Here is a 23,097-nt window from a genome sequence, read left to right as displayed (position 1 = left end):
TCAGGGCAGGCGCACCAGGAAGAACTCCTGGAACACGAGCGTGACGATGACGCCGGCACCCAGGCCCACGGCCAGCGCGAAGGCCAGGCCGCGGAGGCGCTGGTTCTTCGCCGTCCGCTCCGCGTACTGCAGCAGGCTGATGGTGACGGTGACGAAGATCGCGGCCGCGAGCCAGAAGGGCAGGCCATGGCCCACCAGGCCAGCCGCGAAGCCGATGCACAGCGCCAGCACGGTCCACATGCGGCGCATCTCGGCGCGGTCGGCTTCGGTGCGCGCGTGCGGCACGTGCGGCGCCTTGGCCAACCGGCGCCACGAGCGGTAGAGCATCAAGAGGCCGAAGAACACGATCGCCGCGCCGAGCAAGCCCGGCAGCAGGCCCGGCACGGTGTAGGGGTTGATGTCCTGCCGCTCGAGCCGGTCCATGCGCAGCGAGCCGATGGTGGTCGCGATGCCGAGCGCGATCCAGCCCAGCGACTGCCAGAGGTCCGCGCGCGGCGAGGTCTTGCGCTCGTGCGCCGCGGCCTCGGCCTCCGCCGCGGCGCGTTCGGCGCTGTGGGCGGTGTCGGTCGTCACGGCCGCGCGATGCCGAGCGTCTCGGGCGAGACCTTGGCCTTGCCGCTGTCGAAGAGCAGCCAGGCATTGGCCTGGATGGCCGGCGTGACGGCGGTCTGCGCCTCGGCGCCGTGGAGCGGCGCGAAGAGGGCGCCGCGGCTGGTGGCGTACTTCTTCAGCACCTCGCTCTTGGAGACGTTGTCGACCCAGATCTTCTCGACCGTCTTGACCACCTCGTCGGGCACGCCCTTGGGAATGAAGATGCCGAAATAGTTGGCCGGCGCCTTGAAGCCGGGCAGCGTCTTGGCGAGCGGCTCGATGGTGCCGAAGCCTTCGAGCTCCAGCGCCTTGTCGCTCACCGTGGCCAGCGGCCGGATGCGCTTGCCGCGGATCATGTCGGCCTGCTCGACCGCGAGCTGCGTCGTGACCTCGGTCTCGCCGGCCACCGTCGCCACCACCGCCGGGTTGCCGCCGTCGTAGGTGACGTGCCGGTACTTGACGCCGGTGATCTTGGCGATGAGCTCCATCGCATTGTGGCCGGCCGAGGTCACGCCCGCGGTGGCCACGCTGATCTGGCCGGGCTTGGCCTTCATCGCGTCCAGCAGATCCTTGGCGTTCTTGTACGGCGCGGCCGCATTCACGCCGATGACCTGGACGTTGGCGACATTGAGGAACAGGTGCCAGTCGGCGATCTTGGTCTTGAGCATGCCCAGCGTCTCGTAGGAGCCCAGGTCCTGCGCTGCGCCCGCGGTCCAGGTGTAGCCGTCCTTGGGCGCGTCGAGCGCGCTCTTGCTGCCGATCGAGCCCGAGGCGCCGGGCTGGTTGACGATCACCACCTTCTGGCCCAGCGTCTTTTCGATCTCCGCCGCCGTGACGCGCGTCACCTGGTCGGTGGAGCCGCCGGCGGCCCAGGGCACGATGATGGTGATGGGCCGCTCGGGCTTCCACTGCTGGGCCAGGACGGGCCCGCCCAGCGCGGCGAGTGCCGCGGCGAAGGCGATGCTTCGGATCAAGGTGCGCTTCTGCATGGTGTCTCCTGGGGTGAGTTGGACTGGGGAAACGGGATGCGGGAACCTTTGAAAAGTGAAGCGGCGCTCAGCTCAGCCAGCGCTTCAGGTGTTCGGCAACGAAGCCGTCGTCGTGCAGATCGGGGTAGGCGTCGTGCACGCGCGTGAGTTCGCTGTCCTGGCCCGGGCTCAGGCCTTCCTGCGGATCGAGGCACCAGGTGCCGGCCAGCAGGCCCTGGCGCCTGAGCACCTCGTGGCAGCCGGCGATGCAGCCGCGGAAATCGTTGGCGACGTCGAACAGGGCGGCGTTGCAGTCGGTCACTTGCGCGTCGAGCGCGAGCATGTCGGCGGGCACGGCGCCGGACGGAACCATGTCGTGGATGCGCGCCAGCAGCTGCACGGCGCGGCGCGTCCACACGCTCCAGTGGCCGAGCAGCCCACCCTTGATGCGCACCGTCACTTCCTTGCCGTCGCGCACGAAGCGGTAGGGCGTGAGCAGGTCCAGCACGATGTGATCGTCGTTGCCGGTGTAGAGCGTGACGCGCGCCTCGGCGCCGGCCTCGACCACGCCGCGCAGCACGTCCAGCGTGCGGTAGCGGTTGAAGGGCGCCATCTTGATGGCCACCACGTTGTCGATCGCGGCGAAGCGGCGCCAGAAGCTCGTGGGCAGGTGGATGCCACCGACCGCGGGCTGCAGGTAGAAGCCCACCAGCGGCATGAGCTCGGCGATGGCGCGGCAGTGGTCGATGAGCGCGTCTTCGCTCGCGCCCTTCAGCGCGGCCAGGCTCAGCAGGCCGGCGTGGTAGCCCAGCCCGCGTGCGGTGATCGCTTCGGCGCCGGCTTGCGCGGTCGAGCCGGCCAGGCCGGCGACCATGAAGAGCGGGCGCCTGCCGTCCAGCGTTTCCCAGGTGAGCGCTTCCTGCATCGCGAGCTCGAGCACCGGCTTGTAGAGGCCCGCCTCGCGGATTGCGAACTGCGTCGAGTGCACGCCCACGGCCAGGCCGCCGGCGCCGGCGTCGAGGTAGTAGCGGCTCATCGCGCGCTGGCGGCGCTCGTCGAGCTTGCGATCGGCATCGAGCGCCAGCAGGTGCGCCGGAATCACTGCGCCGCGCTTGAGCAGCGCGAGCGAGGCGGGCGGGATTTCGGAGTAGTGCATGGTCAGTACTTGCCGTCGCGCGCCTCGAAGTGCGTGGGCTTGCCGAGGCTGGCCATGCCGCGACGCGTCCAGTCGGCCGTCCAGTCCAGCATGCGCGCGAGCGTGACCTGCTGCGGGCCGAAGAGTTCGAAAGCGCGGCTGCAGTCGATCAGCCAGGCGGTGTCGGCCTCGCGGCCGGTGAAGACCGCTTCGACGCCGAGGCGCTGCGCGAGTCCTTCCGCGGCCTCGCGGATGGAAATGGCCGGCCCGCTCAGGTTGAGCGGCGAGGTCGGCGTGTCGCAGTGGGCCAGGGCGCGCAGCGTCCAGTCGTTGGCCTCGCCCTGCCAGATGATGTTGGCATGGCCCATGGCCAAGTCGATCGGCGCGCGCGCGATGAGCTTCTGCGCCAGGTCGTGCAGCACGCCGTAGCGCATGTCGATCGCGTACGAGAGTCGGATCAGCCGCCCCGCGGTACCGTGCAGGTGCGAGAAGTGCTGGAACATGCGCTCGCGCGCGACGCAGGAGTTCGCGTATTCGCCGGCCGGCGGCGTGGGCGGCACCTCTTCGCGTGCGCCCGGCCCGTGCACATCGGCGAACGGGTACACGCAGGCGGTCGAGAAGGCCACGATGCGGGAGCTGCGCCAACGCTCCGCCACCAGTGCCGGCACATGGGCATTCATCGCCCAGGTCAGCCATTCGCTGCCGGAGGAGCCGAACTTGCGCCCGGCCATGAAGACCACGTTCGGTGCATCGGGCAGGGCGGCCAGCGCCTCGCGCGAGAGCAGGTCGGCTTCGATGCACTCGACGCCGTGGCCTTCGAGCCGTTCGCACAGGCCGGGTTCGGAGAAACGCGCGACACCGATCACGCGCCGGCCCGGCGTCGCGCGCTTGGCCATGCGGGCCAGCGTGGGGCCCATCTTGCCGCCCACGCCCAGCACCAGGATGTCGCCCTCGATCTTCTGCAGCGTCTGCACGAGCGCCGCGGAAGGCTGCGACATCAGGTCCTCGAGCTGCTCGAGGTCTTCGAAGCGGTCGGGCAACGGCATGATGGCGACTCCCGGGTGGTGTGCAATCAGCTGTCGACGCCGTGCATCGCGAGCAGCGTTTTCATGCGCGACACAGCCAACTCCGGCTGCTCCAGCAGATTGGCCGCATCGGCCAGTCGGAACAGCTCGGCGAAATGCGGCAGCGAACGCGTGCTCTGCTGGCCGCCGACCATCGCGAAATGCTTCTGGTGGCCATTGAGCCAGGCCATGAAGACCACGCCGGTCTTGTAGAAGCGCGTGGGCGCCGCGAAGATGTGGCGCGACAGCGCCACCGTGGGGCCCAGGATCGCGTGGAACTTCTCGGTGTGGCCCTGCGCCAGTTCGCCGAGCGCAGCGCTCGCGGCCGGCGCGATGGCGTCGAAAATGCCCAGGAGTGCATCGCTCTTTCCATGCGTGGGCTCGCTGCCGAAGCCGTCCCCCGCGATCAGCTCGGCATAGTTGAAGTCGTCTCCCGTGTACATGCGCACATCCGCCGGCAGGCGGCGGCGCATCGCGATCTCCTTGTCCTTGTCGAGCAGCGAGATCTTGATGCCGTCGACCTTCTGCGGATGGGCGGCGATGATGCCGAGCGCGGTGTCCATCGCCGCGTCGACATTCTTCGTACCCCAGTAGCCGGCGAGCGCCGGGTCGAACATGTCGCCCAGCCAGTGCAGCACCACCGGCTGCCTCGCCTGCGAGAGGATGCGGTCGTACACGCGCTGGTAGTCGGCCGGGCTCTTCGCGACATGGGCCAGCGCGCGGCTGGCCATCACGATCAGCTTGCCGCCGAGCGCCTCGATGGCTTCCATCTGCTCTTCGTAGGCGCGGATCACGTCGTCGACGTTCTTCACGTCGATCAGGCTCAGATGGTCGGTGCCGCAGCCGGAGGCGACCAGTGCGCCCGGCACGTCCTTGGCCGCGTCGAGCGAACGGCGGATCAGCTCCAGCGAGGTCGGCCAGTCCAGGCCCATGCCGCGCTGCGCGGTGTCCATGGCCTCGGCGACGCCCAGGCCCAGCGACCAGAGATGGCGGCGGTAGGCGATGGTGGCGTCCCAGTCGACCGCGCATTCCAGCCACGGATCGATCGCGGCCAGCGGATCGGCCACCACATGTGCGGCCGAGTAGGCGATGCGGTTGAAGCGGACGCCCGGCGGCGGCTTGACCGGTGTCGTGCCGCGCAGCGTGTAGGGCGCGAGCTTGCCGCCGGTGGTGGGAAGCGTGAGCGAGAGGGTCATCGCAATCCTCAGATCTTCAGCGCCGGCACGTCGATCCAGCGCCGGTCCTTCCACGATTCGAGCGCGGCCTCCACCAGCTGCACGCCCTTGGCGCCTTCGGGCAAGGTCCACTTGTAGGGCGCGTTCTCCACCACGTGGCGAATGAAGTGCTCCCACTGGATCTTGAAGCCGTTGTCGTAGGCCTGCGAATCGGGGATCTCCTGCCACTGGTCGAAGAAGTTCATGCTCTGCTTCTCGTCCGGGTTCCACACCGGGCGCGGCGTGGCGACGCGCGACTGCGCTCGGCACGACGAGAGCCCGGCCACGGCCGAGCCGTCGGTGCCGTCGACGTGGAAGGTCACGAGGTCGTCGCGGCGCACGCGCGTGGCCCAGCTCATGTTGAGCTGCGCGATCACCGGCTCGCCGTTGTGGCCTTTGAGCTCGCAGGTGGCGTAGGCGGCGTCGTCGGCGGTGGCTTCGTAGGGCTTGCCGTCCTCGTCCCAGCGCTTGGGGATGTGCGTGGCGCCCAGGCAGGAGACCGACTGCACCTCGCCGAACAGGTTGTCCAGTACATAGCGCCAGTGGCACATCATGTCCAGGATCATGCCGCCGCCGTCTTCCTTGCGGTAGTTCCACGAGGGGCGCTGGATCGGCTGCAGGTCGCCCTCGAACACCCAATAGCCGAACTCCAGGCGCACCGAGAGCATGCGGCCGAAGAAGCCGGCGCGGCGCAGCATGTCGAGCTTGCGCAGGCCGGGCAGGAAGAGCTTGTCCTGCACTGCGCCATGCTTGAGGCCCGAGCCCTCTGCCAGACGCGCGATCTCGACGGCTTCGTTGAGGTTGGTGGCGATCGGCTTCTCGCAGTAGACATGCTTGCCGGCACGGATCGCCTTGGCCAGCAGGGTGGGGCGCATCTGCGTGGTGCCGGCGTCGAAGAAGATCGTGTCGTCCTTGTTCTCGAGCGCGCGGTCGAGGTCGGTGCCCCAGCGCTCGATGCCGTGCGCCTTGGCCAGCGCCTCGATCTTCTCGGCGTTGCGGCCGATGAGGATCGGATCGGGCATGACCTTGTCGCCGTTGGAGAGCGGGACGCCGCCCTGCGCGCGGATCGCGACGATCGAGCGGATCAGGTGCTGGTTCATGCCCATGCGTCCGGTGACGCCGTGCATGATGAGTCCGAGTCGTTGCTGTGCCATGTATGTGTTTCCTTCCCTGGGTTCTTACTGCGTCGGCGTGAGGCCAGCGGCCTTCACGAGCTTGGCGTTGCTGGCGATTTCTTCCTTGATGTACGCATCGAACTGCTCGGGCTTGAGCGTCCAGGCGTCGGCGCCGAGCTTCAGGAAGCGTTCCTTGACTTCCGGGCTGGCGAGCGCCTTCGCGACTTCGTCGTGCAGCCGGTTCACGATCTCGCGCGGCGTCTTGGCCGGCGCCATCATTCCGATCCAGAAGTTGAATTCGGAGCCCGGCACCCCGGCCTCGGCCGTGGTCGGCACATCGGGCAGCGCGGCCGCGCGCTTGGGCGAGCCCACGGCCAGCGCGAGCAGCTGGCCGTCCTTGATCTGGCCGATGACCGGCGCGATCGGCGAGAAGTAGTAGTCGACGCGGCCGGCCAGCACTTCGGTCACGGCCTCGGCCGAGCCCTTGAACGGGATGTTGGTGGCATCTATGTTGGCCGCCAGCTTGAACTTCTCGGCGTTCAGGTGCGTGGCGCTGCCCTGGCCCGCGGATGCGAAGTTGATGCTGCCGGGCTTGGCCTTGGCGGCGGCGATCAGCTCCTTCAGCGTCTTGATGTTCTTAGAAGGCGAGATCACCAGCGCGTTGGGCAGCGAGGAGATCGGCGTGACGCCGGCGAAGTCGCCCACCGTGTCGAAGGGCAGCTTGGCGAAGGTGGAGGGGCTGACCGTGTGCGAGGACGAGTGGATCATGATCGTGTAGCCGTCCGGCGCGGCCGTGGCCACGGCCTGTTGGCCGATGGTGCCGCTGGCGCCGCCGCGGTTGTCGATCACCAGCGTCTGGCCCATGCTGGCCCCCATCTTGTCGGCGATGGCGCGCGCAATGATGTCGGTGGTGCTGCCGGCGGCGAAAGGCACGATCACGCGGATCGGCTTGGTGGGGTAGACGCCCTGCGCCGCGGCGCCGAACGAGGTGCAGAGCGCGAGCGCGGCAATGAGGGCGGTACGTCGGGTGGTGGGTCGCATGGGAGTCTCCTAGTGTGCAATTCACCAAAAAGTGAATTAGAGATTCTAGGAAGCCACTCGCCGGCTCGTCAACGGCCGGACCCTAGGAGATACCCGTATCAGCGCAGCACGTAGCCCAGCACCAGGTCGGTCATGTGCGACAGACGCTGCGCCATGGCCTTGGGCGCGCGCAGGTCGCGGCCGAAGACGGCTGACAGCGTGTCGTTGTTCGAGAGGTAGAAGTAGCAGAGCGAGGCGATGGAGATGTAGAGCTGCACCGGGTCGACGCCGGCGCGGAAGAGGTTGTCGCGCCGGCCGCGCTCGAGCACGGTGTCGAGCAGCTGGACCAGTGGCGAGTTCATGTCCTGGATGCGGTCCGAGCGCTTGAGATGCGCCGCGCGGTGCAGGTTTTCGCTGTTGAGCAGCGTGATGAACTCGGGATGCTCGAGGTAGTAGTGCCAGGTGAAGGAGATCAACCGGCGGACTGCTTCGACAGGCTCGATCTCGTCGAGGTGCAGCCTTTGCTCGGCCTCGCGGATGTCGGCATAGGTGCGTTCGAGCACGGCCAGGAACAGGTCGTCCTTGCTGCCGAAGTAGTAGTAGATCAGGCGCTTGTTGAGCCCGGCGCGCGCCGCGATGCTGTCCATGCGCGCGCCGGCGAGGCCACGCTGCGCGAACTCGTCCCGCGCCGAGGCGAGGATCGCGAGCTGCGAGCGATCGGCATCGCGCGAGCGCGGTTCGGCGGGCACAGGGGATGGGGCTTTCATGGGCGGAATTTAACCAGTTGGTGAATTAAGGCAAGAGGTTTCGGGGCGCGCAGATAATCCGCGCACCGATATTGCAACAGAGGCATCACGTCCATGAGTTCATCGCAACCCGCAGGCCATTTGATCGTCGAGTGCCTGGTCGAGCAAGGCGTGGAGCTGGCTTTCGGCGTCCCGGGCGAGAGTTTTCTGGCGGCGCTCGACGGCTTCCATGCCTACGGCGAGCGCATCCGCTTCATCGTCAATCGCCAGGAGGGCGGGGCCGCCTTCATGGCCGAGGCGCACGGCAAGCTCACGGGCCGGCCGGGCATCTGCTTCGTCACCCGCGGCCCGGGCGCCACCAACGCTTCGATCGGCGTGCACAACGCCTTCCAGGATTCGACGCCGATGGTGCTTTTCGTGGGCGATGTCGGCAGCGACTTCCGCGATCGCGAGGCCTTCCAGGAAGTCGACTACGGCAGTTTCTTCGGCCCCAGCACCAAGGGTTTTGCCAAGCGCGTGGAGCGCATCGACGATGCGAACCGCATTCCCGAGTACATCGCGCGCGCCTTCGCCACGGCGATGAACGGCCGTCCGGGTCCGGTGGTGCTCGTGCTGCCAGAGGACATGCTGCGCACCATGACCTCGGCGCGACCGCTGGCCCGCGTGGAGGCCGTGCAACCCTGGAGCGACCCCGGCGCGCTGCGCACGCTGCGCGAGCTGCTGATGAAGGCCCAACGCCCGCTGGTGATCGCCGGCGGCGGCGGCTGGACCGTCCAGGCGGCGCAGGCGCTGCAGCGCTTCGCCGAGAACTGGAGGTTGCCGGTCGCCAATGCCTTCCGCTTCCAGGACACCTTCGACAACCACCACCCACTCTATGCCGGCGACGTCGGCATCGCGATCAATCCGAAGCTGGCCGAACGCGTGAAGCAAAGCGACCTGATCCTCGCGATCGGCCCGCGCTTGGGTGAGATGACCACCGGCGGCTATACGCTGCTCGAAGCGCCGAAGGCAAAGCAGACGCTGGTGCACATCCATGCGAGCGCCGAAGAGCTCAACCGCGTCTACCAGGCCGACCTCGCCATCAATGCCGGCATGAGCGCGGCCGCACGCAGCCTCGAGGTGCTGAGTGCGCCGGCCGAGTTGCCATGGGAGGCGTGGACCGCGCAGGCCAACGCGGACTACCTGGCGAACCTCGAGCCCCAGGCTCTCGCCGGCTTGCCGGTGGAGGCGCCGCGCGGCGCGGTCGACATGGCGGCGGTGGTCCGCCTGCTGCAGCAGCACCTGCCGCAGGATGCGGCCATCACCAACGGCGCGGGCAACTTCGCGAGCTGGGTGCATCGCTACTTCCGCTACCACGGCCTCGTGAAGGGCCACAAGACGCAGCTCGCGCCGACCAGCGGCGCCATGGGCTATGGCGTTCCCGCCGGCATTGCAGCCAACATCGCGACCGGGCGCACCGCCTTCACCATCGCCGGCGACGGCGACTTCCTGATGAACGGCCAGGAACTCGCCACCGCTTCGCAGCATGGTGGCAAGAGCATCATCGTGCTGCTCAACAACGGCATGTTCGGCACCATCCGCATGCACCAGGAACGCGAGTACCCGGCGAAGGTGAGCGGCACGGCCTTGCGCAATCCGGACTTCTGCGCGCTGGCCCGCGCCTACGGCTATGCGGCCGAACGTGTGACCGAGACTGCCCAGTTCGAAGCGGCACTGCTGCGGGCGCTGGCGGCCGATACGGGGACGCTGATCGAGATCCCGCTGGACCCCGAGGTGATCACCACGCGCGGCACGCTGTCGTCGATCACCAAGGCCGCGCAGGCGCGACCGATCGCGTAGGGCAAAAAAAAGCCGGCTCGCGCCGGCTTTCTTCATTCGGGCACCGATGGCGCCCGAGGCTCACTTGACGTGCTTGCCGATCAGCGAGGCGAGCTCGAACATCGACACTTGCGGCTTGCCGAAGATTTCCTTCAGCTTGGCATCGGCGTTGATGTTGCGCTTGTTGGCCTTGTCTTGAAGGTTGTTCTTCTTGATGTAGTCCCACAGCTTGCTCACGACAGCGGTGCGCGGCAGAGGCGTCGAGCCGACCACGGCAGCGAGTGCCGGGCTGGGGGTCAGTGCCTTCATGAACGCAGCGTTGGGGGTGCGCTTCTTGGCGGGAGCTGCCTTCTTCGCAGGAGCCTTCTTGGCGGGAGCGGCCTTCTTTGCGGGTGCTGCCTTCTTCGCCGGAGCCTTCTTGGCAGGAGCCGCCTTCTTGGCCGGAGCGGCCTTCTTCGCAGGAGCTTTCTTGGCCGGAGCCTTCTTTGCAGTTGCCATGGTTGATTTCCTTTTTTGGATTGGACACTTTCACCAATGAAAAGCGGTGTCTCCACTGGCATTGCGGATGCTAAAGGAGAAAAAACGCGTTTCCAAGGGAAAAAGCGGTTTTTTCATTGGGAGCTGTTGTTTTTTCAGAGGAGAGAAGCGCTCGTTTTCCCTCTGAGCGGCGCGCAAGCTGTCTCAGGAGCGGCGCGAAGGCCACGTGGCGAGCACCACGCCGAGCAGCGCGAGCGCGAATGCGCAGACCTGCAGCATCGACAAACTCTCGCCGAGAACGAGCACGCCGACGACGGCCGCGCTGACCGGCAGCATCACGGTGAACACGCCGGCCTGCGAGGCCGGCACGCCCTTCAAACCGGTCATCCAGAGCCACACCGTCCAGATGCTCGCGGCCAGCGCATAGACGATCAGGAGGCCCCAGAGGCCGAGCGACACCGCGCCGAAGTCGAAGCGAAGCGCGAACCAGATGCCCAGCGGCGTCGAGAGCACGAAGCCCCAGAGGTTGATCAGCGAAGAGATGCGCTTGGGTCCGAGCCGCCCGGTGAGCGACTTGCCGATCACCGCGTACGCGGACTCGCAGAGCACCGCGCAGAAGACCAGCAGGTTGCCGAGCCAGGGCAGCGGTGCGGAGGCGTCGCTGCCCGGATGGGTTTGCGCAGGCGCCGGCGCGAACGCGAGCAGCCCGATGCCCAGCGCCGCGCAAGCGATCGCGATCCAGATGCGCAGCGTGATGCGCTCGCGCAGAAACAGCCAGCTTGTGAGCGCGACGACAGCGGGGATCGACGCCATGATCACGCCGGCCGACACCGCGCTGGTCAGGCTCACGCCGAACAGCATGCAGATCGAGAACATGAAGTTGCCGAGGAAGGACTCGAGAAAGACCAGGCCGCGCGTGCGCGCCGTCATCGCGGGTTCGTCGCTCGGGCGGCGCAGCCAGTGCGGCATCGCCAAGGCGGCGATGCCGAAGCGCAGCCAGGCGAGCAGCAGCACAGGGAAGGCGACCACCAGGGGTTTGGAGAGCGCGACGTAGCTGCCGACGAGCGACATGCTCAGGGCCAGGCAACCGTAAGCCACGAAGCGGCCGGGCGCGGGGAGGGCGGTGTTCAATAGACTGGGCGCGTTGTGCGAGGAGTGATTCGATGATGCCCCAATCCGCAGCGCCTGCAGACCCGGCCCGCCATGTGTTCGTCTACGGCACCTTGCGCCGTGGCGGGCGCAACGACATCGCGCGCTTTGTGCCGGCGCCCGCGCATGTGGCCGATGCCTCCATCGCCGGCACGCTGTACGACCTGGGCAGCTATCCGGGCGCCGTGCTCGGCGGGACTGCGCGGGTGGTCGGAGAGATCTACGCGATCGCATCGGCGCTCGAAGCGCAGCTCGATCTGCTCGAAGAAGTGAAGCCCGATGACAGCGGCGAATACATCAAGCGCGAAGTGAAGGTGCAAGCCGGCGCGAAGGAACTCGTGTGTCTGGTCTACGAGATTCATCCGAAGCGCATCGTGGGCAGGCCGGTGATCGCGAGCGGCGACTGGCTGGCACACATGCCCCCGATTTCATGAGCGAAGAGTTCATTGCGCATCGCGAAATCCGTGCATGCTGCGACGCAATATTTTTTCTCAATACAAGAAAATTTATTCCGCATTGAGAAAACATCTCGTAAGTGGTTGATTTTAAACGGTGAAAAATATGTCTTCTATAAGACATAAGAGTGTGGCCTTGTCGTACAGTAAGTCCACGGCCGCAGCGCCACCTCTCAATCAACCCTCGGAGTGACCATGCCCCAAACCATCACTGAACAACTGAGCCGCGAACAGCAAATCGCCGCCCTCGAAAAAGACTGGGCGACCAACCCGCGCTGGAAAGGCATCAAGCGCGGCTACAGCGCAGCCGACGTGGTGCGCCTGCGCGGTTCCTTCCCGATCGAATACACCCTCGCACGCCGCGGCGCCGAGAAGCTCTGGGAGCTCGTGAACAACGAGCCCTATGTCAACTGCCTCGGCGCGCTCACCGGTGGCCAGGCCATGCAGCAGGTCAAGGCGGGCGTCAAGGCGATCTATCTGTCCGGCTGGCAGGTCGCCGCCGACAACAACAGCTACGCATCGATGTACCCCGACCAGTCGCTCTATCCGGTGGACTCTGTGCCGACGGTGGTCGAGCGCATCAACAACACCTTCCGCCGCGCCGACGAGATCCAGTGGTCCAAGGGCGGCAACCCCGGCGACAAGGACTATGTCGACTACTTCGCGCCGATCGTGGCCGATGCCGAAGCAGGCTTCGGCGGCGTGCTCAACGGCTTCGAATTGATGAAGGCGATGATCAAGGCCGGCGCCGGCGGCGTGCACTTCGAAGACCAGCTCGCCTCGGTCAAGAAGTGCGGCCACATGGGCGGCAAGGTGCTGGTCCCGACCACCGAAGCGGTGCAGAAGCTGATTGCCGCGCGCATGGCCGCCGACGTCTGCGGCACGCCGACGCTCGTGATCGCCCGCACCGATGCCGAAGCGGCCGACCTGCTGACCAGCGACTACGACGAGAACGACAAGCCCTTCCTCACGGGCGAGCGCACCGCCGAAGGCTTCTACAAGACCAAGAAGGGCATCGACCAGGCCATCTCGCGCGCCGTTGCCTACGCCCACTACGCCGACCTGGTGTGGTGCGAAACCGGCACGCCCGACCTCGAGTTCGCACGCAAGTTCGCCGAAGCCGTGCACAAGGTGCATCCCGGCAAGATGCTGGCGTACAACTGCTCGCCTTCGTTCAACTGGAAGAAGAACCTCGACGACGCGACCATCGCGAAGTTCCAGAAGGAGCTGGGGGCCATGGGCTACAAGTACCAGTTCATCACGCTGGCCGGCATCCACTCGATGTGGTTCAACATGTTCGACCTGGCGCAGGACTACGTGAAGCGCGGCATGTCGGCATACGTCGAGAAGGTGCAGGAGCCCGAGTTCGCGGCGCGCGACCGCGGCTACACCTTCGTGTCGCACCAGCAGGAAGTCGGCACCGGCTATTTCGATGAAGTGACCACCGTGATCCAGGGCGGCAAGTCGAGCGTGACGGCGCTCACCGGTTCGACCGAGGAAGAGCAGTTCCACTGATCTTCGTCGGCGCTTGAGTTTTGTCCCCGCGCGAGCAATCCGCGGGGATTTTTTTTCGTCTCGCCTCAGTCGACCATGCGCAGCTCGCGCACGCCGCGGCCCAGGCGCTGGCGCAGCAGTGCGCGCAGCGTCACGCCCTCGGCGTAGCCCACCAGCGTCGCGATCTGTTCCAGGCTCTTGTCGCTGGTCTTGAGCAGATGCACGGCGCGTTCCACGCGCAGGTCCTGGAAGTAGGACAGCGGCGTCTTGCCGAGCACCTGCTGCATGCGTCGCGCCAGGGTGCGTTTGCTGGTGCCCGCCGCCGCGGCTGCCTCGTCGAGCGAAAACCCGTCTGCCAGCCTGCCGCGAGCCCAGCGTTCGAAGCGCTCCACGGTCGGGTCCGAGTGGCTCAGGTGATCGGTGATCACGTAGGCGGACTGTGAAGGCCGCGAGTCGACGATCAGGTATTTCGCCACCAGCGCCGCGAGTTCGGGGCTGGCCTGGCGCACCAGCAGCAGCGCCATGTCGATGTGGCTCAGCGCGGCGCCTGCCGTGACGAAGGCGCCGGAGCTCACCAACATGCGCGATTCGTCGAGCTTCACGCAGGGATAGCGTTGGCGAAACAGCGAGGCCAGCCACCAGGTGGTCGTGGCGTGCTGGTGGTCGAGCAGCCCCGATTCGGCCAGCACGAAGGTGCCGATGCAGGCTGCGGCGATGCGGACACCTCGTCCGGATTGCGCGCGCAGGCAGGCCGCAGCCTCTGCGACGTCGCGCCGCTGCAGCGCGAACTGGAGGCCGTCGGGCATCTTCTCGCCGATCGCGGGCACGACGATCCAGTCCGGCTTGCCGGCATCGGGCGATGAGGCCACGGGCACGCTCAGGCCTTGCGAGGTGCGGACCCTCTTTCTCACGCCGGTGAGCTTTGCCTCGAAAGGCGCGACATCCAGACTGAGCATGCCGGCCAGTTCGTTGGCTGTGGTGAACACGTCCAGTACCGTGGCCAGGCCGGTGTCGAACACGCCGTCGAGTGCGAGGATGTTGACCTTCATGGCAACAACGATATCAAAGATGTCAAAAATGCCAATAGGTCGTATGCCGCGGCATGCCTAGAGTCACCACCATGGACGCGCAATCCCGCGCTTCCGTGTCCACCGGAGACCTTCATGATCAAGTTCGCATTGTTCGCCCGCCTCGAAGCCAAGCCGGGCAAGGAAGCCGAGGTCCAGCAGTTTCTCGAAGCGGGGCTTTCCATGGCGCGCGACGAGAAGACCACGCCGATCTGGTTCGCCCTGCGCATTTCGCCCACCACCTTCGGTGTCTTCGACGCGTTCGAGGACGAGGCCGGTCGCCAGGCGCATCTGAACGGCCCGATCGCCCAGGCCTTGATGGCCAAGGCGCCAGAGCTGTTCGCCAAACCGCCGGCCATCGAGCCGATCGAGGTGCTGGGTCTCAAGAATGCAGCGCCCGCGTCCTGAGCGGGCTGCGGATAGAATCGGCAGCTCCGTCTCAGCAGCAACAAGAGCGAGAAAGGCACCCTGGTTATGACACCGCGAACTACACCGCAAGCAATGAGCGGTCTTTTCCTTGAAGGAAGAGGCCGGTAGTCCGCGCACGCTGGAAGCATCCAGCACTCAAACCACAGCCAAGCGCGGTCCCAGACCGCGCTTTTTTGTTTTCTCGCCGAGGTTTTCTTCCCATGATCCAGATCACGCTTCCCGACAACTCGCGCCGCGAGTTTCCCGGCCCGGTTTCGGTGGCCGACGTTGCCAAGTCCATCGGCCCCGGCCTCGCGAAGATGACCGTGGCCGGCAAGGTCGACGGCCAGCTGGTCGATGCCAGCGACCTGATCGAGCATGACGCGAAGCTGCAGATCATCACGCCCAAGGACGACGAGGGCCTGGAGATCATCCGCCACTCGACGGCCCACCTGGTCGGCCATGCAGTGAAGCAGCTCTACCCGACGGCGAGGATGGTGATCGGTCCGGTGATCGAGGAGGGCTTCTACTACGACATCGCCTACGAGCGCCCTTTCACGCCCGAGGACATGGAGGCGATCGAGGCGCGCATGCGCGAGCTGATCGCGCGGGACTACGACGTGGTCAAGAAGATGACGCCGCGCGACGAGGTCATCGAGGTGTTCAAGTCCCGCGGCGAGGACTACAAGCTGCGGCTGGTGGAAGACATGCCCGACGAAAAGGCGATGGGCCTGTACTACCACCAGGAGTACGTCGACATGTGCCGCGGCCCGCACGTGCCGAACACTCGCTTCCTCAAGGTCTTCAAGCTCACGAAGCTGGCCGGCGCCTACTGGCGCGGTGATGCGAAGAACGAGCAGCTGCAGCGCATCTACGGCACGGCCTGGGCCGACAAGAAGCAGTTGGACCAGTACGTCCAGCGCATCGAGGAGGCCGAGAAGCGCGACCATCGCCGGCTGGGCAAGGAGCTCGATCTGTTCCACATCGACGAGGTGGCGCCCGGCGTGGTGTTCTGGCATCCCAAGGGCTGGGCGATCTGGCAGCAGGTCGAGCAGTACATGCGCAAGGTGTACCGCGACACGGGCTACCAGGAAGTCAAAGGCCCGCAGATCCTCGACAAGAGCCTGTGGGAAAAAACGGGCCACTGGCAGAACTACCGCGAAAACATGTTCACGACGGAGTCGGAAAAGCGCGACTACGCGCTCAAGCCGATGAACTGCCCGGGCCATGTACTGATCTTCAAGTCCGATCTGCGCAGCTACCGCGACCTGCCGTTGCGCTACGGCGAATTCGGCCAGTGCCACCGCAATGAGCCCTCGGGCGGCTTGCACGGGATCATGCGGGTGCGCGGATTCACGCAGGACGACGGCCACATCTTCTGCACCGAAGACCAGATCCTCGAGGAATGCGTGGCCTACACGGGGCAATTGCTCAAGGTCTATGCCGATTTCGGCTTCACCGAGATCCTCTACAAGGTGGCAACACGGCCCGATAACCGCATCGGCGCCGACGAACTCTGGGACAAGGCCGAGCATGCGCTGATGGAGGCGCTGCGCCGATCGGGTGTGGAATTCGTCATCTCGCCCGGCGAAGGCGCCTTCTACGGGCCGAAGATCGAATACACGCTGCGAGACGCCATCGGCCGCCAGTGGCAGTGCGGCACGATGCAGGTGGACTTCAACATGGCCGAGCGCCTGGACGCAGAGTACGTCACCGAGTCCAGCGGCCGCGCACATCCGGTCATGCTGCACCGCGCGATCGTCGGCAGCCTCGAGCGATTCATCGGCATGTTGATCGAACATCACGCCGGCGCACTGCCCGCTTGGCTGGCGCCGGTGCAGGTCGCGGTGCTCAATATCAGCGAAGGACAGGCGGATTACGCATCTCAAGTTGCGAAATCGCTGCAAAATCAAGGGCTTAGAGTTTTGCTCGATCTGCACAACGAGAAGATTACGTATAAAATACGGAAGCATTCGTTGCAAAAGCTTCCCTACATCCTCGTCGTGGGCGACAAGGAGAAGGAAGCAGGTGCCGTCGCAGTGCGCGCCCGGGGCAATCTTGATCTCGGTGCCATGTCGGTGGAGGCGTTCTCCCAAAAGATCGCCGCCGACATCCAACACAAGCTTTGAATTTGAACCGGTTCAAAGGCTGATTTTGAGCAATCAGGCTGCTTGTGGGCGTGGACTCTACGGCGTTCGCTACAATTTTTGTAGCAGATTGATTGAAGGATTCTGACCATCGCTACTGCATTTCGCGACCGCCGCCACCGCGAGGAACGCCAACATCGCCTGAACCGGGAAATCATGGCCCCGGAAGTCCGCCTGATCGGGCCCGATAACGAGCAATTGGGTGTCGTGAGTCTTGCCGAGGCATTGCGCCTGGCTGGTGAGCAAGACGTGGATCTGGTGGAAGTCGTCGCGGCGGCCAATCCGCCGGTCTGCCGCCTGATCGAGTACGGCAAGTTCAAGTACCACGAGCAGAAGAAGGCCGCCGAAGCGAAATCGAAGCAGAAGGTCATCGAGGTCAAGGAAATCAAGTTCCGGCCGGGTACCGACGAAGGCGACTACAACATCAAGATGCGCAACATCCGGCGCTTTCTTGACGAGGGTGACAAGTGCAAGATCACGCTGCGTTTCCGGGGGCGCGAGATCACGCACCAGGAACTCGGGCTGGCGCTGTTGCAGCGCATTCGTGAGGACCTCGGCGACGCGATCGTGGTTGAGCAGTTTCCGAAGCTCGAGGGCCGGCAGATGATCATGATGATCGCGCCGGGCCGCAAGAAGGCGGGTGGCGCGGCAAAACCGGCGGCTGAGTCGACAGCGGCACCCGCGGCGGCCTGAGCTGAAGAGATAGAAGGATTCGAAGGGATTTCGCCCTTGTCAGCACTCCAAGGTGCAGGCAAGGGCGGGATAAAGAAGTGTCTCGGGGCCAACAAGCCCGTGGAATATCCGCGGCGCCTCACGAGCACAAACTAAAGGAGCATTCACATGCCCAAAATGAAGACCAAGAGCAGCGCGAAAAAGCGTTTCCGCGTTCGTCCCGGTGGCACCGTCAAGCGCGGTCAAGCCTTCAAGCGTCACATCCTGACCAAGAAGACCACCAAGAACAAGCGTCACCTGCGTGGTGCAACGGCAGTGCACGAGACCAACATGGTTTCGATGGCCGCCATGTTGCCCGGCAGCGGCATTTAATCCAGACGAACAAGGAGTACACACATGCCTCGCGTCAAACGTGGTGTAACGGCTCGCGCCCGCCACAAGAAGGTTCTCGCACTCGCCAAGGGTTTCCGCGGTCGCCGCGGCAATGTCTTCCGCATCGCCAAGCAGGCGGTGATGAAGGCAGGCCAATACGCCTACCGTGACCGCCGCACCAAGAAGCGCGTGTTCCGCCAACTGTGGATTGCCCGTATCAATGCCGCTTCGCGCGAACTGGGCCTGACCTACAGCCAGTTCGCCAACGGCATCCGCAAGGCCGGTATCGAGATCGACCGCAAGGTCCTGGCCGATATCGCCGTGCACGACAAGGCCGCTTTTGCCGGCATCGTGGAGCAGGTCAAGGCCAAGCTGGCTGCTTGATCCTGCACAGCGGGTTGCCGTCTTCCGGGACAGCGGCCTGCGCCCACGGCACAAGGGCTGGCGCTTGAAAGGGCTCCAGCCCTTTTTTCTTTCACCTCGAAGTATTCCCCATGAACGAGTTGGACTCCCTGGTCGACACCGCACGTGCTGCCTTCGCGAAGGCGAAGGCCCCGGCCGAACTCGAGAACGCCAAGGCGCAGTTCCTCGGCAAGGCCGGCCGCATCACCGAGTTGATGAAGGGCATGGCCGCGCTCTCCGTCGACGAGAAGAAGTCGCGCGGCGCGGCGATCAACGTTGCCAAGCAGGCCATCGAAGCCGCGCTCACCGAGCGCCGCCAGCAGCTGGCCGACGAGGAACTCGCCGTCCAATTGCGTGCCGAGGCGCTCGATGTCACATTGCCCGGCCGCCAGCGTGCGCCCGGCGGCCTGCATCCGGTGAGCCGCACGATGGAGCGCATCGAGGTGATCTTCTCGAGCATGGGCTTCGATGTCGCGGACGGTCCCGAGATCGAGAGCGACTGGCACAGTTTCACCTCGCTCAACAACCCGCCGAACCATCCCGCGCGCTCCATGCAGGACACTTTCTACGTCGACATCAACGGCGAAGACGGCATCCCGTACAACCTGCGCCCCCACACCAGCCCGATGCAGGTGCGCTATGCGCATCAGCACGTCAAGAAGTACGCGGCCGAGTTCGAAGCCGCGGCGGCCGACACCACCGGCACGGTCAAGGCGCCCGAGATCCGCGTGATCGCGCCGGGCCGTACCTACCGCGTCGACAGCGACGCCACGCACTCGCCGATGTTCCACCAGTGCGAGGGCCTCTGGCTCGGCGAGAACGTGAGCTTCAAGGACCTCAAGGTCGTGTTCACCGACTTCTGCCGCACCTTCTTCGAGACCGACGACCTGGTGCTGCGCTTTCGTCCGAGCTTCTTCCCGTTCACCGAACCGAGCGCGGAGATCGACATCCAGTTCCAGACCGGCCCCCTGGCCGGCCGCTGGCTCGAGGTCTCGGGCGCGGGCCAGGTGCATCCGAACGTGGTGCGCAACATGGGCTTGGACCCCGAACGCTACATCGGCTTCGCCTTCGGCATGGGCCCGGACCGGCTCACGATGCTGCGCTACGGCGTCAACGATCTGCGCCTGTTCTTCGATGGCGACCTGCGCTTCCTGAGCCAATTCCAGTAAACAGAGAACGAGAACGACGAGATGCAATTTCCAGAGTCCTGGTTGCGCGAGTTCTGCAACCCGCCGCTTTCCAGCGCAGAACTGGCGGAGACGCTCACGATGGGCGGGCTCGAGGTCGAGGAGCGCCGGCCGGTGGCGCCGCCCTTCACCAAGGTCGTGGTCGGCGAGATCAAGGAAGCGGGTCCGCATCCCAACGCCGACCGGCTGCGCGTGTGCCAGGTCGACGCGGGGCAGGGCAGCTTGCTCAACATCGTGTGCGGTGCGCCCAACGCGCGCGCCGGCATCAAGGTGCCGCTGGCGCTGGTCGGCGCGGAGCTGCCGTCGGGCGATGACGGCCAACCTTTCCTGATCAAGCTGGGCAAGCTGCGCGGCGTCGAAAGCCAGGGCATGCTGTGCTCGGCGCGCGAGCTCAAGCTCAGCGAAGACCACGGCGGCCTGCTCGAACTTCCGGCCGATGCGGCCGTAGGCGCCGACGTGCGCGAGGTGCTGAAGCTCGACGATTCGCTGCTGACGCTCAAGCTCACGCCCAACCTGGCGCACGGACTGAGCGTCTACGGCATCGCGCGCGAGCTCGCGGCGTTGACCGGTGCACCGCTCAAGACACCTGCCATCGCCCCGGTGGCGGTGGCATTGAAGGACAAGCTGCCGGTCCAGGTCGCAGCCCCCGATCTGTGCGGCCGCTTCTCGGGCCGCATCGTCCGCGGCGTCGATACGAAGGCCGCCACGCCGGCCTGGATGGTCGATCAACTTGCGCGCTGCGGTCAGCGCAGCGTGTCGCCGCTGGTCGACATCTCGAACTACGTGATGTTCGAGTACGGGCAGCCGTCCCATATCTTCGACCTCGACAAGATCCACGGCGGCCTCACGGTGCGCTGGGGCAAGCCGGGCGAACAGCTCAAGCTGCTCAACGGCAACACGGTCATGGTCGACGAGAAGGTCGGCGTGATCGCCGACGAGCGCGGCGAGGTCGAATCGCTGGCCGGCATCATGGGCGGCGATGCGACGGCGGTGTCCGACGACACCCGCAACATCTATGTCGAGGCGGCCTTCTGGTGGCCCGAGTCCATCCAGGGCCGTTCGCGCCGCTTCAATTTCAACACCGACGCGGGGCACCGCTTCGAACGGGGCGTCGACCCGAGCCGCACGGTGCAGATCATCGAGCGCATCACGCAGCTGATCGTCGACATCTGCGGCGGCCAGGCCGGCGCCATCGACGACCAGACACTGCGCCTGCCGGAAGCCAAGCCCGTCACGCTGCGCGTGGCGCGTGCTGCGCGCGTGATCGGCATGCCGCTCACCCAGGCCCAGTGCGGCGACGCGCTGCGCCGGCTCGGCCTGCCCATGGAAGAGGGCGAAGGCACGCTGGTCGTCACGCCGCCGCCGCACCGCTTCGACCTGCAGATCGAAGAAGACCTGATCGAAGAGGTTGCCCGCCTGGTCGGCTACAACAACCTGCCGACCATGGCCCCGCTGGCACCGATCACCGCGCGCGTGCGGCCCGAGGTCCAGCGCAGCCGCTTCGCCGTGCGCCATCGCCTGGCCGCGCTCGGCTACCAGGAAACCATCAACTTCAGCTTCGTCGAGGCGCACTGGGAGCAGGAGCTCGCCGGCAACGCCAACCCGATCAAGCTGCTGAACCCGATCGCGAGCCAGATGAGCGTGATGCGCTCGTCGCTGATCGGCTCGCTGCTCCAGGCGCTGAAGTTCAACCTCGACCGCCGGGCGCCGCGCGTGCGCGTGTTCGAGCTGGGCCGCGTGTTCCTGCGCGACGACACAGTCGTCACCACCGACAGCACCGTGAAGGGCATCCACCAGCCCATGCGCGTGGCAGGCCTGGCCTGGGGCGATGCCGAGGCCGCGCGCTGGGACGGCAAGGCGCAGCGCGTCGACTTCTACGACATCAAGGGCGACGTCGAAGCGCTGCTCGCGCCCCTTGTGCCGAGCTTCGAGGCGACCGAGCATCCCGCGCTGCATCCGGGCCGCGCGGCGCGCGTGCTGCTCGACGGCCGTGCGATCGGCGTGGTGGGCGAGCTTCACCCGCGCTGGCGCCAGACATGGGAGTTCGCCCAGGCGCCCGTGCTGTTCGAACTCGAGCTCGATGCCGTCACCGCGCGGCCGCTGCCCGAAGCCCAACCGGTGCCCAAGCACCAGGCGGTGGAGCGCGACATCGCCGTCGTGGTGGCCGAAGCGATCACGCACGATGCGCTGATGCGCACCATCCGCGCGGCCGCCGATCCCAGCTTGCTGCGCGACGCCGTGCTGTTCGACATCTACCGGCCGCCCGTGGCGCGCGACGGCACTGTCGCCCCTGGGGGCCTGGCGCAGGGCGAGAAGAGCATGGCTGTGCGCCTGAGCTTCAATAGCGACAGCGCCACTCTGACCGACGAGCAGGTCGAAGCGGCGGTGGCCACGATCCTCGAGCAACTCAGCGCGCGGCTCGGCGCGCATCTGCGGGTATGAACGCCATGGAATTCACGCTCGAAGTCCTCGAAACGCCCGCGCTCACCAAGGCACACCTGGCCGACCTGCTGTTCGAGCAGATCGGCCTCAACAAGCGCGAATCCAAGGACATGGTCGAAGCCTTCTTCGACCTGATCGCGGCCAGCCTGATCGAAGGCACGGACGTCAAGATCTCGGGCTTCGGCAATTTCCAGATCCGCGTCAAGGCGCCACGGCCCGGCCGCAATCCGCGTACCGGCGAGGCCATTCCGATCGGCGAGCGCCGCGTCGCCACCTTTCACGCCAGTGCCAAGCTGAAGGAACAAATTCACGGCAGCATCGGCGAAGAGGGGCCGCAAGAGGTGGAGTGGAGTCTCGGCGCCGAATAGTGCTTGGTCGCGCGCGGTGCGTGGAGTAATCTCTAAGGTTTCCCTCGCACCGTCTTGATTTCAATGGAGAAAACGCTCCCACCGATTCCTGTCAAACGCTACTTCACGATCGGTGAGGTCGGCGAGTTGTGCGGCGTCAAGCCGCACGTGCTGCGCTACTGGGAGCAGGAGTTCACGCAGTTGCGCCCGATGAAGCGGCGCGGCAATCGACGCTACTACCAGCACCACGAGGTGCTGATGATCCGCCGCATCCGCGACCTGCTCTACGACCAGGGCTTCACCATCAGCGGGGCGCGCAACAAGCTGCAGGAAATGGTCCAGTCGGAGCGCGACCGCCGCAAGGCTGGCGAAGTGCCGCTCGAAGGCATGGAGGCGGTCGAGATCGATCAGGAAGAGTTCGAAGCCGCACTCAAGGAAGGCACGGATATGCCGCAAGGCGCAGACCGGACCATCGATCCGTCGCAGCTACTCCACCTGCGGCGCGAACTGTACGAAATTCGCGAACTGCTGACTCCAGGTCACTGAAAACACACCGCTATAATCGAGAGCTTCGGTGTGTGGCGCAGCCTGGTAGCGCACTTGCATGGGGTGCAAGGGGTCGAAGGTTCGAATCCTTTCACACCGACCAACAAAACGTCCAAGGGCGTCCGGTTTCATCCTCCGGACGCCCTTTTTCATTGGAGGACTGGGCGAATGATGTCCGGAGGCATACACTGAAATCCGGTAACTGCCAGGGCTAACCGGGGGTACAGACGGGGGTACAGACCTCGCGAATCCCTGGGAGCG

23 protein-coding genes and 1 tRNA gene are annotated in these 23,097 nt (G+C 65.8%); 13 read left to right on the top strand and 11 right to left on the bottom strand.

Translation table 11 applies throughout. From position 1 onward, the window contains the following. The 8 genes from ACSQ9I_RS19405 to ACSQ9I_RS19370 form a co-directional block, all read right to left on the bottom strand. Entirely contained in the window at positions 1 to 573 is a 573-nt protein-coding gene (locus tag ACSQ9I_RS19405; protein WP_436304631.1) for a tripartite tricarboxylate transporter TctB family protein, read from the bottom strand. After that, positions 570 to 1,580 (bottom strand): Bug family tripartite tricarboxylate transporter substrate binding protein, encoded by a 1,011-nt coding sequence (locus ACSQ9I_RS19400; protein WP_436304630.1) that lies wholly within the window; start codon positions 1,578 to 1,580, stop codon positions 570 to 572. Before ACSQ9I_RS19400 ends, ACSQ9I_RS19405 begins: the two co-directional genes overlap by 4 nt. A gap of 67 nt (positions 1,581 to 1,647) precedes the next feature. Beyond that, positions 1,648 to 2,715, bottom strand: a complete 1,068-nt coding sequence (locus tag ACSQ9I_RS19395) for a dihydrodipicolinate synthase family protein (RefSeq protein ID WP_093109769.1) — start codon at positions 2,713 to 2,715, stop codon at positions 1,648 to 1,650. 2 nt (positions 2,716 to 2,717) lie between these two features. Beyond that, complete coding sequence (locus tag ACSQ9I_RS19390) at positions 2,718 to 3,740, bottom strand: NAD-dependent epimerase/dehydratase family protein (protein WP_436314149.1); 1,023 nt, start codon at positions 3,738 to 3,740, stop codon at positions 2,718 to 2,720. 26 nt (positions 3,741 to 3,766) lie between these two features. Further along, complete coding sequence (locus tag ACSQ9I_RS19385; RefSeq protein ID WP_436314148.1) at positions 3,767 to 4,954, bottom strand: dihydrodipicolinate synthase family protein; 1,188 nt, start codon at positions 4,952 to 4,954, stop codon at positions 3,767 to 3,769. An 8-nt stretch (positions 4,955 to 4,962) separates the two neighbouring features. Continuing rightward, positions 4,963 to 6,126, bottom strand: coding sequence for a Gfo/Idh/MocA family protein (locus tag ACSQ9I_RS19380; protein WP_436294550.1), 1,164 nt, complete (start codon positions 6,124 to 6,126; stop codon positions 4,963 to 4,965). 24 nt (positions 6,127 to 6,150) lie between these two features. Next, positions 6,151 to 7,128 (bottom strand): tripartite tricarboxylate transporter substrate binding protein, encoded by a 978-nt coding sequence (locus ACSQ9I_RS19375; RefSeq protein WP_436314147.1) that lies wholly within the window; start codon positions 7,126 to 7,128, stop codon positions 6,151 to 6,153. Between the two features lie 98 nt (positions 7,129 to 7,226). After that, complete coding sequence (locus tag ACSQ9I_RS19370) at positions 7,227 to 7,874, bottom strand: TetR/AcrR family transcriptional regulator (RefSeq protein ID WP_436304626.1); 648 nt, start codon at positions 7,872 to 7,874, stop codon at positions 7,227 to 7,229. Positions 7,875 to 7,967: 93 nt separating this feature from the next. Here ACSQ9I_RS19370 and ACSQ9I_RS19365 point away from each other — a divergent pair, with 93 nt between their 5' ends. Continuing rightward, positions 7,968 to 9,692, top strand: a complete 1,725-nt coding sequence (locus ACSQ9I_RS19365) for a thiamine pyrophosphate-binding protein (RefSeq protein WP_436314146.1) — start codon at positions 7,968 to 7,970, stop codon at positions 9,690 to 9,692. Between the two features lie 60 nt (positions 9,693 to 9,752). Here ACSQ9I_RS19365 and ACSQ9I_RS19360 read toward each other — a convergent pair whose 3' ends face one another. Together ACSQ9I_RS19360 and ACSQ9I_RS19355 are read right to left on the bottom strand one after the other, a co-directional pair. Beyond that, on the bottom strand, positions 9,753 to 10,169 hold the full coding sequence (locus ACSQ9I_RS19360) for an SWIB/MDM2 domain-containing protein (protein WP_093109762.1): 417 nt from the start codon (positions 10,167 to 10,169) through the stop codon (positions 9,753 to 9,755). A 183-nt stretch (positions 10,170 to 10,352) separates the two neighbouring features. After that, positions 10,353 to 11,279: a DMT family transporter gene (locus ACSQ9I_RS19355; protein ID WP_436314145.1), complete on the bottom strand. Its 927-nt coding sequence runs from the start codon at positions 11,277 to 11,279 to the stop codon at positions 10,353 to 10,355. 35 nt (positions 11,280 to 11,314) lie between these two features. On the opposite strand from ACSQ9I_RS19355, the gene ACSQ9I_RS19350 reads away from it, so the two are divergent. Together ACSQ9I_RS19350 and aceA are read left to right on the top strand one after the other, a co-directional pair. After that, positions 11,315 to 11,731, top strand: coding sequence for a gamma-glutamylcyclotransferase family protein (locus tag ACSQ9I_RS19350; protein ID WP_436306319.1), 417 nt, complete (start codon positions 11,315 to 11,317; stop codon positions 11,729 to 11,731). A 216-nt stretch (positions 11,732 to 11,947) separates the two neighbouring features. Further along, complete coding sequence (aceA, locus tag ACSQ9I_RS19345; RefSeq protein WP_436314144.1) at positions 11,948 to 13,267, top strand: isocitrate lyase; 1,320 nt, start codon at positions 11,948 to 11,950, stop codon at positions 13,265 to 13,267. A 65-nt stretch (positions 13,268 to 13,332) separates the two neighbouring features. Here aceA and ACSQ9I_RS19340 read toward each other — a convergent pair whose 3' ends face one another. Beyond that, positions 13,333 to 14,295 (bottom strand): GlxA family transcriptional regulator, encoded by a 963-nt coding sequence (locus ACSQ9I_RS19340; RefSeq protein ID WP_436309377.1) that lies wholly within the window; start codon positions 14,293 to 14,295, stop codon positions 13,333 to 13,335. 114 nt (positions 14,296 to 14,409) lie between these two features. On the opposite strand from ACSQ9I_RS19340, the gene ACSQ9I_RS19335 reads away from it, so the two are divergent. The 10 genes from ACSQ9I_RS19335 to ACSQ9I_RS19290 all read left to right on the top strand — a co-directional run bounded on the left by ACSQ9I_RS19335 (position 14,410) and on the right by ACSQ9I_RS19290 (position 22,939). Next, entirely contained in the window at positions 14,410 to 14,721 is a 312-nt protein-coding gene (locus tag ACSQ9I_RS19335) for a putative quinol monooxygenase (protein WP_093109758.1), read from the top strand. 221 nt (positions 14,722 to 14,942) lie between these two features. Continuing rightward, the gene (gene thrS / locus ACSQ9I_RS19330; protein ID WP_436314143.1) at positions 14,943 to 16,850 is read left to right on the top strand and encodes a threonine--tRNA ligase; all 1,908 of its coding nucleotides are present in this window, start codon (positions 14,943 to 14,945) and stop codon (positions 16,848 to 16,850) included. A 99-nt stretch (positions 16,851 to 16,949) separates the two neighbouring features. Beyond that, on the top strand, positions 16,950 to 17,561 hold the full coding sequence (gene infC / locus ACSQ9I_RS19325) for a translation initiation factor IF-3 (RefSeq protein WP_126836544.1): 612 nt from the start codon (positions 16,950 to 16,952) through the stop codon (positions 17,559 to 17,561). Positions 17,562 to 17,708: 147 nt separating this feature from the next. Beyond that, entirely contained in the window at positions 17,709 to 17,912 is a 204-nt protein-coding gene (gene rpmI, locus ACSQ9I_RS19320) for a 50S ribosomal protein L35 (RefSeq protein ID WP_028253491.1), read from the top strand. Between the two features lie 24 nt (positions 17,913 to 17,936). Beyond that, entirely contained in the window at positions 17,937 to 18,296 is a 360-nt protein-coding gene (gene rplT / locus ACSQ9I_RS19315) for a 50S ribosomal protein L20 (RefSeq protein WP_028253492.1), read from the top strand. Positions 18,297 to 18,406: 110 nt separating this feature from the next. Then, positions 18,407 to 19,483: a phenylalanine--tRNA ligase subunit alpha gene (gene pheS, locus ACSQ9I_RS19310; RefSeq protein ID WP_436314142.1), complete on the top strand. Its 1,077-nt coding sequence runs from the start codon at positions 18,407 to 18,409 to the stop codon at positions 19,481 to 19,483. Positions 19,484 to 19,504: 21 nt separating this feature from the next. Further along, positions 19,505 to 21,943: a phenylalanine--tRNA ligase subunit beta gene (pheT, locus tag ACSQ9I_RS19305; RefSeq protein ID WP_436314141.1), complete on the top strand. Its 2,439-nt coding sequence runs from the start codon at positions 19,505 to 19,507 to the stop codon at positions 21,941 to 21,943. Continuing rightward, entirely contained in the window at positions 21,940 to 22,311 is a 372-nt protein-coding gene (locus tag ACSQ9I_RS19300; RefSeq protein WP_093109753.1) for an integration host factor subunit alpha, read from the top strand. Before pheT ends, ACSQ9I_RS19300 begins: the two co-directional genes overlap by 4 nt. Positions 22,312 to 22,374: 63 nt before the next feature. Continuing rightward, on the top strand, positions 22,375 to 22,836 hold the full coding sequence (locus tag ACSQ9I_RS19295; protein WP_093109752.1) for a MerR family transcriptional regulator: 462 nt from the start codon (positions 22,375 to 22,377) through the stop codon (positions 22,834 to 22,836). Positions 22,837 to 22,862: 26 nt separating this feature from the next. Beyond that, positions 22,863 to 22,939, top strand: a tRNA-Pro gene (locus tag ACSQ9I_RS19290). Positions 22,940 to 23,097 lie beyond the last annotated feature (158 nt).

The sequence above is a fragment of the Variovorax sp. LjRoot84 genome (assembly GCF_964254305.1).
In the GTDB taxonomy this organism is placed as follows: Bacteria; Pseudomonadota; Gammaproteobacteria; order Burkholderiales; family Burkholderiaceae_C; genus Variovorax.
The sequence above is the reverse complement of the archived record's forward strand: the minus strand, read 5'-3'. Positions and strand labels throughout refer to the sequence as shown.

Excerpts from the sequence above, each read along its gene's own strand:
- ACSQ9I_RS19400 (WP_436304630.1), bottom strand. The coding sequence starts at position 1,580 with ATGCAGAAGCGCACCTTGATCCGAAGCATCGCCTTCGCCGCGGCACTC.
- ACSQ9I_RS19395 (WP_093109769.1), bottom strand. The coding sequence starts at position 2,715 with ATGCACTACTCCGAAATCCCGCCCGCCTCGCTCGCGCTGCTCAAGCGC.
- ACSQ9I_RS19390 (WP_436314149.1), bottom strand. The coding sequence starts at position 3,740 with ATGCCGTTGCCCGACCGCTTCGAAGACCTCGAGCAGCTCGAGGACCTG.
- ACSQ9I_RS19385 (WP_436314148.1), bottom strand. The coding sequence starts at position 4,954 with ATGACCCTCTCGCTCACGCTTCCCACCACCGGCGGCAAGCTCGCGCCC.
- ACSQ9I_RS19380 (WP_436294550.1), bottom strand. The coding sequence starts at position 6,126 with ATGGCACAGCAACGACTCGGACTCATCATGCACGGCGTCACCGGACGC.
- ACSQ9I_RS19375 (WP_436314147.1), bottom strand. The coding sequence starts at position 7,128 with ATGCGACCCACCACCCGACGTACCGCCCTCATTGCCGCGCTCGCGCTC.
- ACSQ9I_RS19370 (WP_436304626.1), bottom strand. The coding sequence starts at position 7,874 with ATGAAAGCCCCATCCCCTGTGCCCGCCGAACCGCGCTCGCGCGATGCC.
- ACSQ9I_RS19365 (WP_436314146.1), top strand. The coding sequence starts at position 7,968 with ATGAGTTCATCGCAACCCGCAGGCCATTTGATCGTCGAGTGCCTGGTC.
- ACSQ9I_RS19360 (WP_093109762.1), bottom strand. The coding sequence starts at position 10,169 with ATGGCAACTGCAAAGAAGGCTCCGGCCAAGAAAGCTCCTGCGAAGAAG.
- ACSQ9I_RS19350 (WP_436306319.1), top strand. The coding sequence starts at position 11,315 with ATGCCCCAATCCGCAGCGCCTGCAGACCCGGCCCGCCATGTGTTCGTC.
- aceA (WP_436314144.1), top strand. The coding sequence starts at position 11,948 with ATGCCCCAAACCATCACTGAACAACTGAGCCGCGAACAGCAAATCGCC.
- ACSQ9I_RS19340 (WP_436309377.1), bottom strand. The coding sequence starts at position 14,295 with ATGAAGGTCAACATCCTCGCACTCGACGGCGTGTTCGACACCGGCCTG.
- ACSQ9I_RS19335 (WP_093109758.1), top strand. The coding sequence starts at position 14,410 with ATGATCAAGTTCGCATTGTTCGCCCGCCTCGAAGCCAAGCCGGGCAAG.
- thrS (WP_436314143.1), top strand. The coding sequence starts at position 14,943 with ATGATCCAGATCACGCTTCCCGACAACTCGCGCCGCGAGTTTCCCGGC.
- rpmI (WP_028253491.1), top strand. The coding sequence starts at position 17,709 with ATGCCCAAAATGAAGACCAAGAGCAGCGCGAAAAAGCGTTTCCGCGTT.
- rplT (WP_028253492.1), top strand. The coding sequence starts at position 17,937 with ATGCCTCGCGTCAAACGTGGTGTAACGGCTCGCGCCCGCCACAAGAAG.
- pheS (WP_436314142.1), top strand. The coding sequence starts at position 18,407 with ATGAACGAGTTGGACTCCCTGGTCGACACCGCACGTGCTGCCTTCGCG.
- pheT (WP_436314141.1), top strand. The coding sequence starts at position 19,505 with ATGCAATTTCCAGAGTCCTGGTTGCGCGAGTTCTGCAACCCGCCGCTT.
- ACSQ9I_RS19300 (WP_093109753.1), top strand. The coding sequence starts at position 21,940 with ATGAACGCCATGGAATTCACGCTCGAAGTCCTCGAAACGCCCGCGCTC.
- ACSQ9I_RS19295 (WP_093109752.1), top strand. The coding sequence starts at position 22,375 with ATGGAGAAAACGCTCCCACCGATTCCTGTCAAACGCTACTTCACGATC.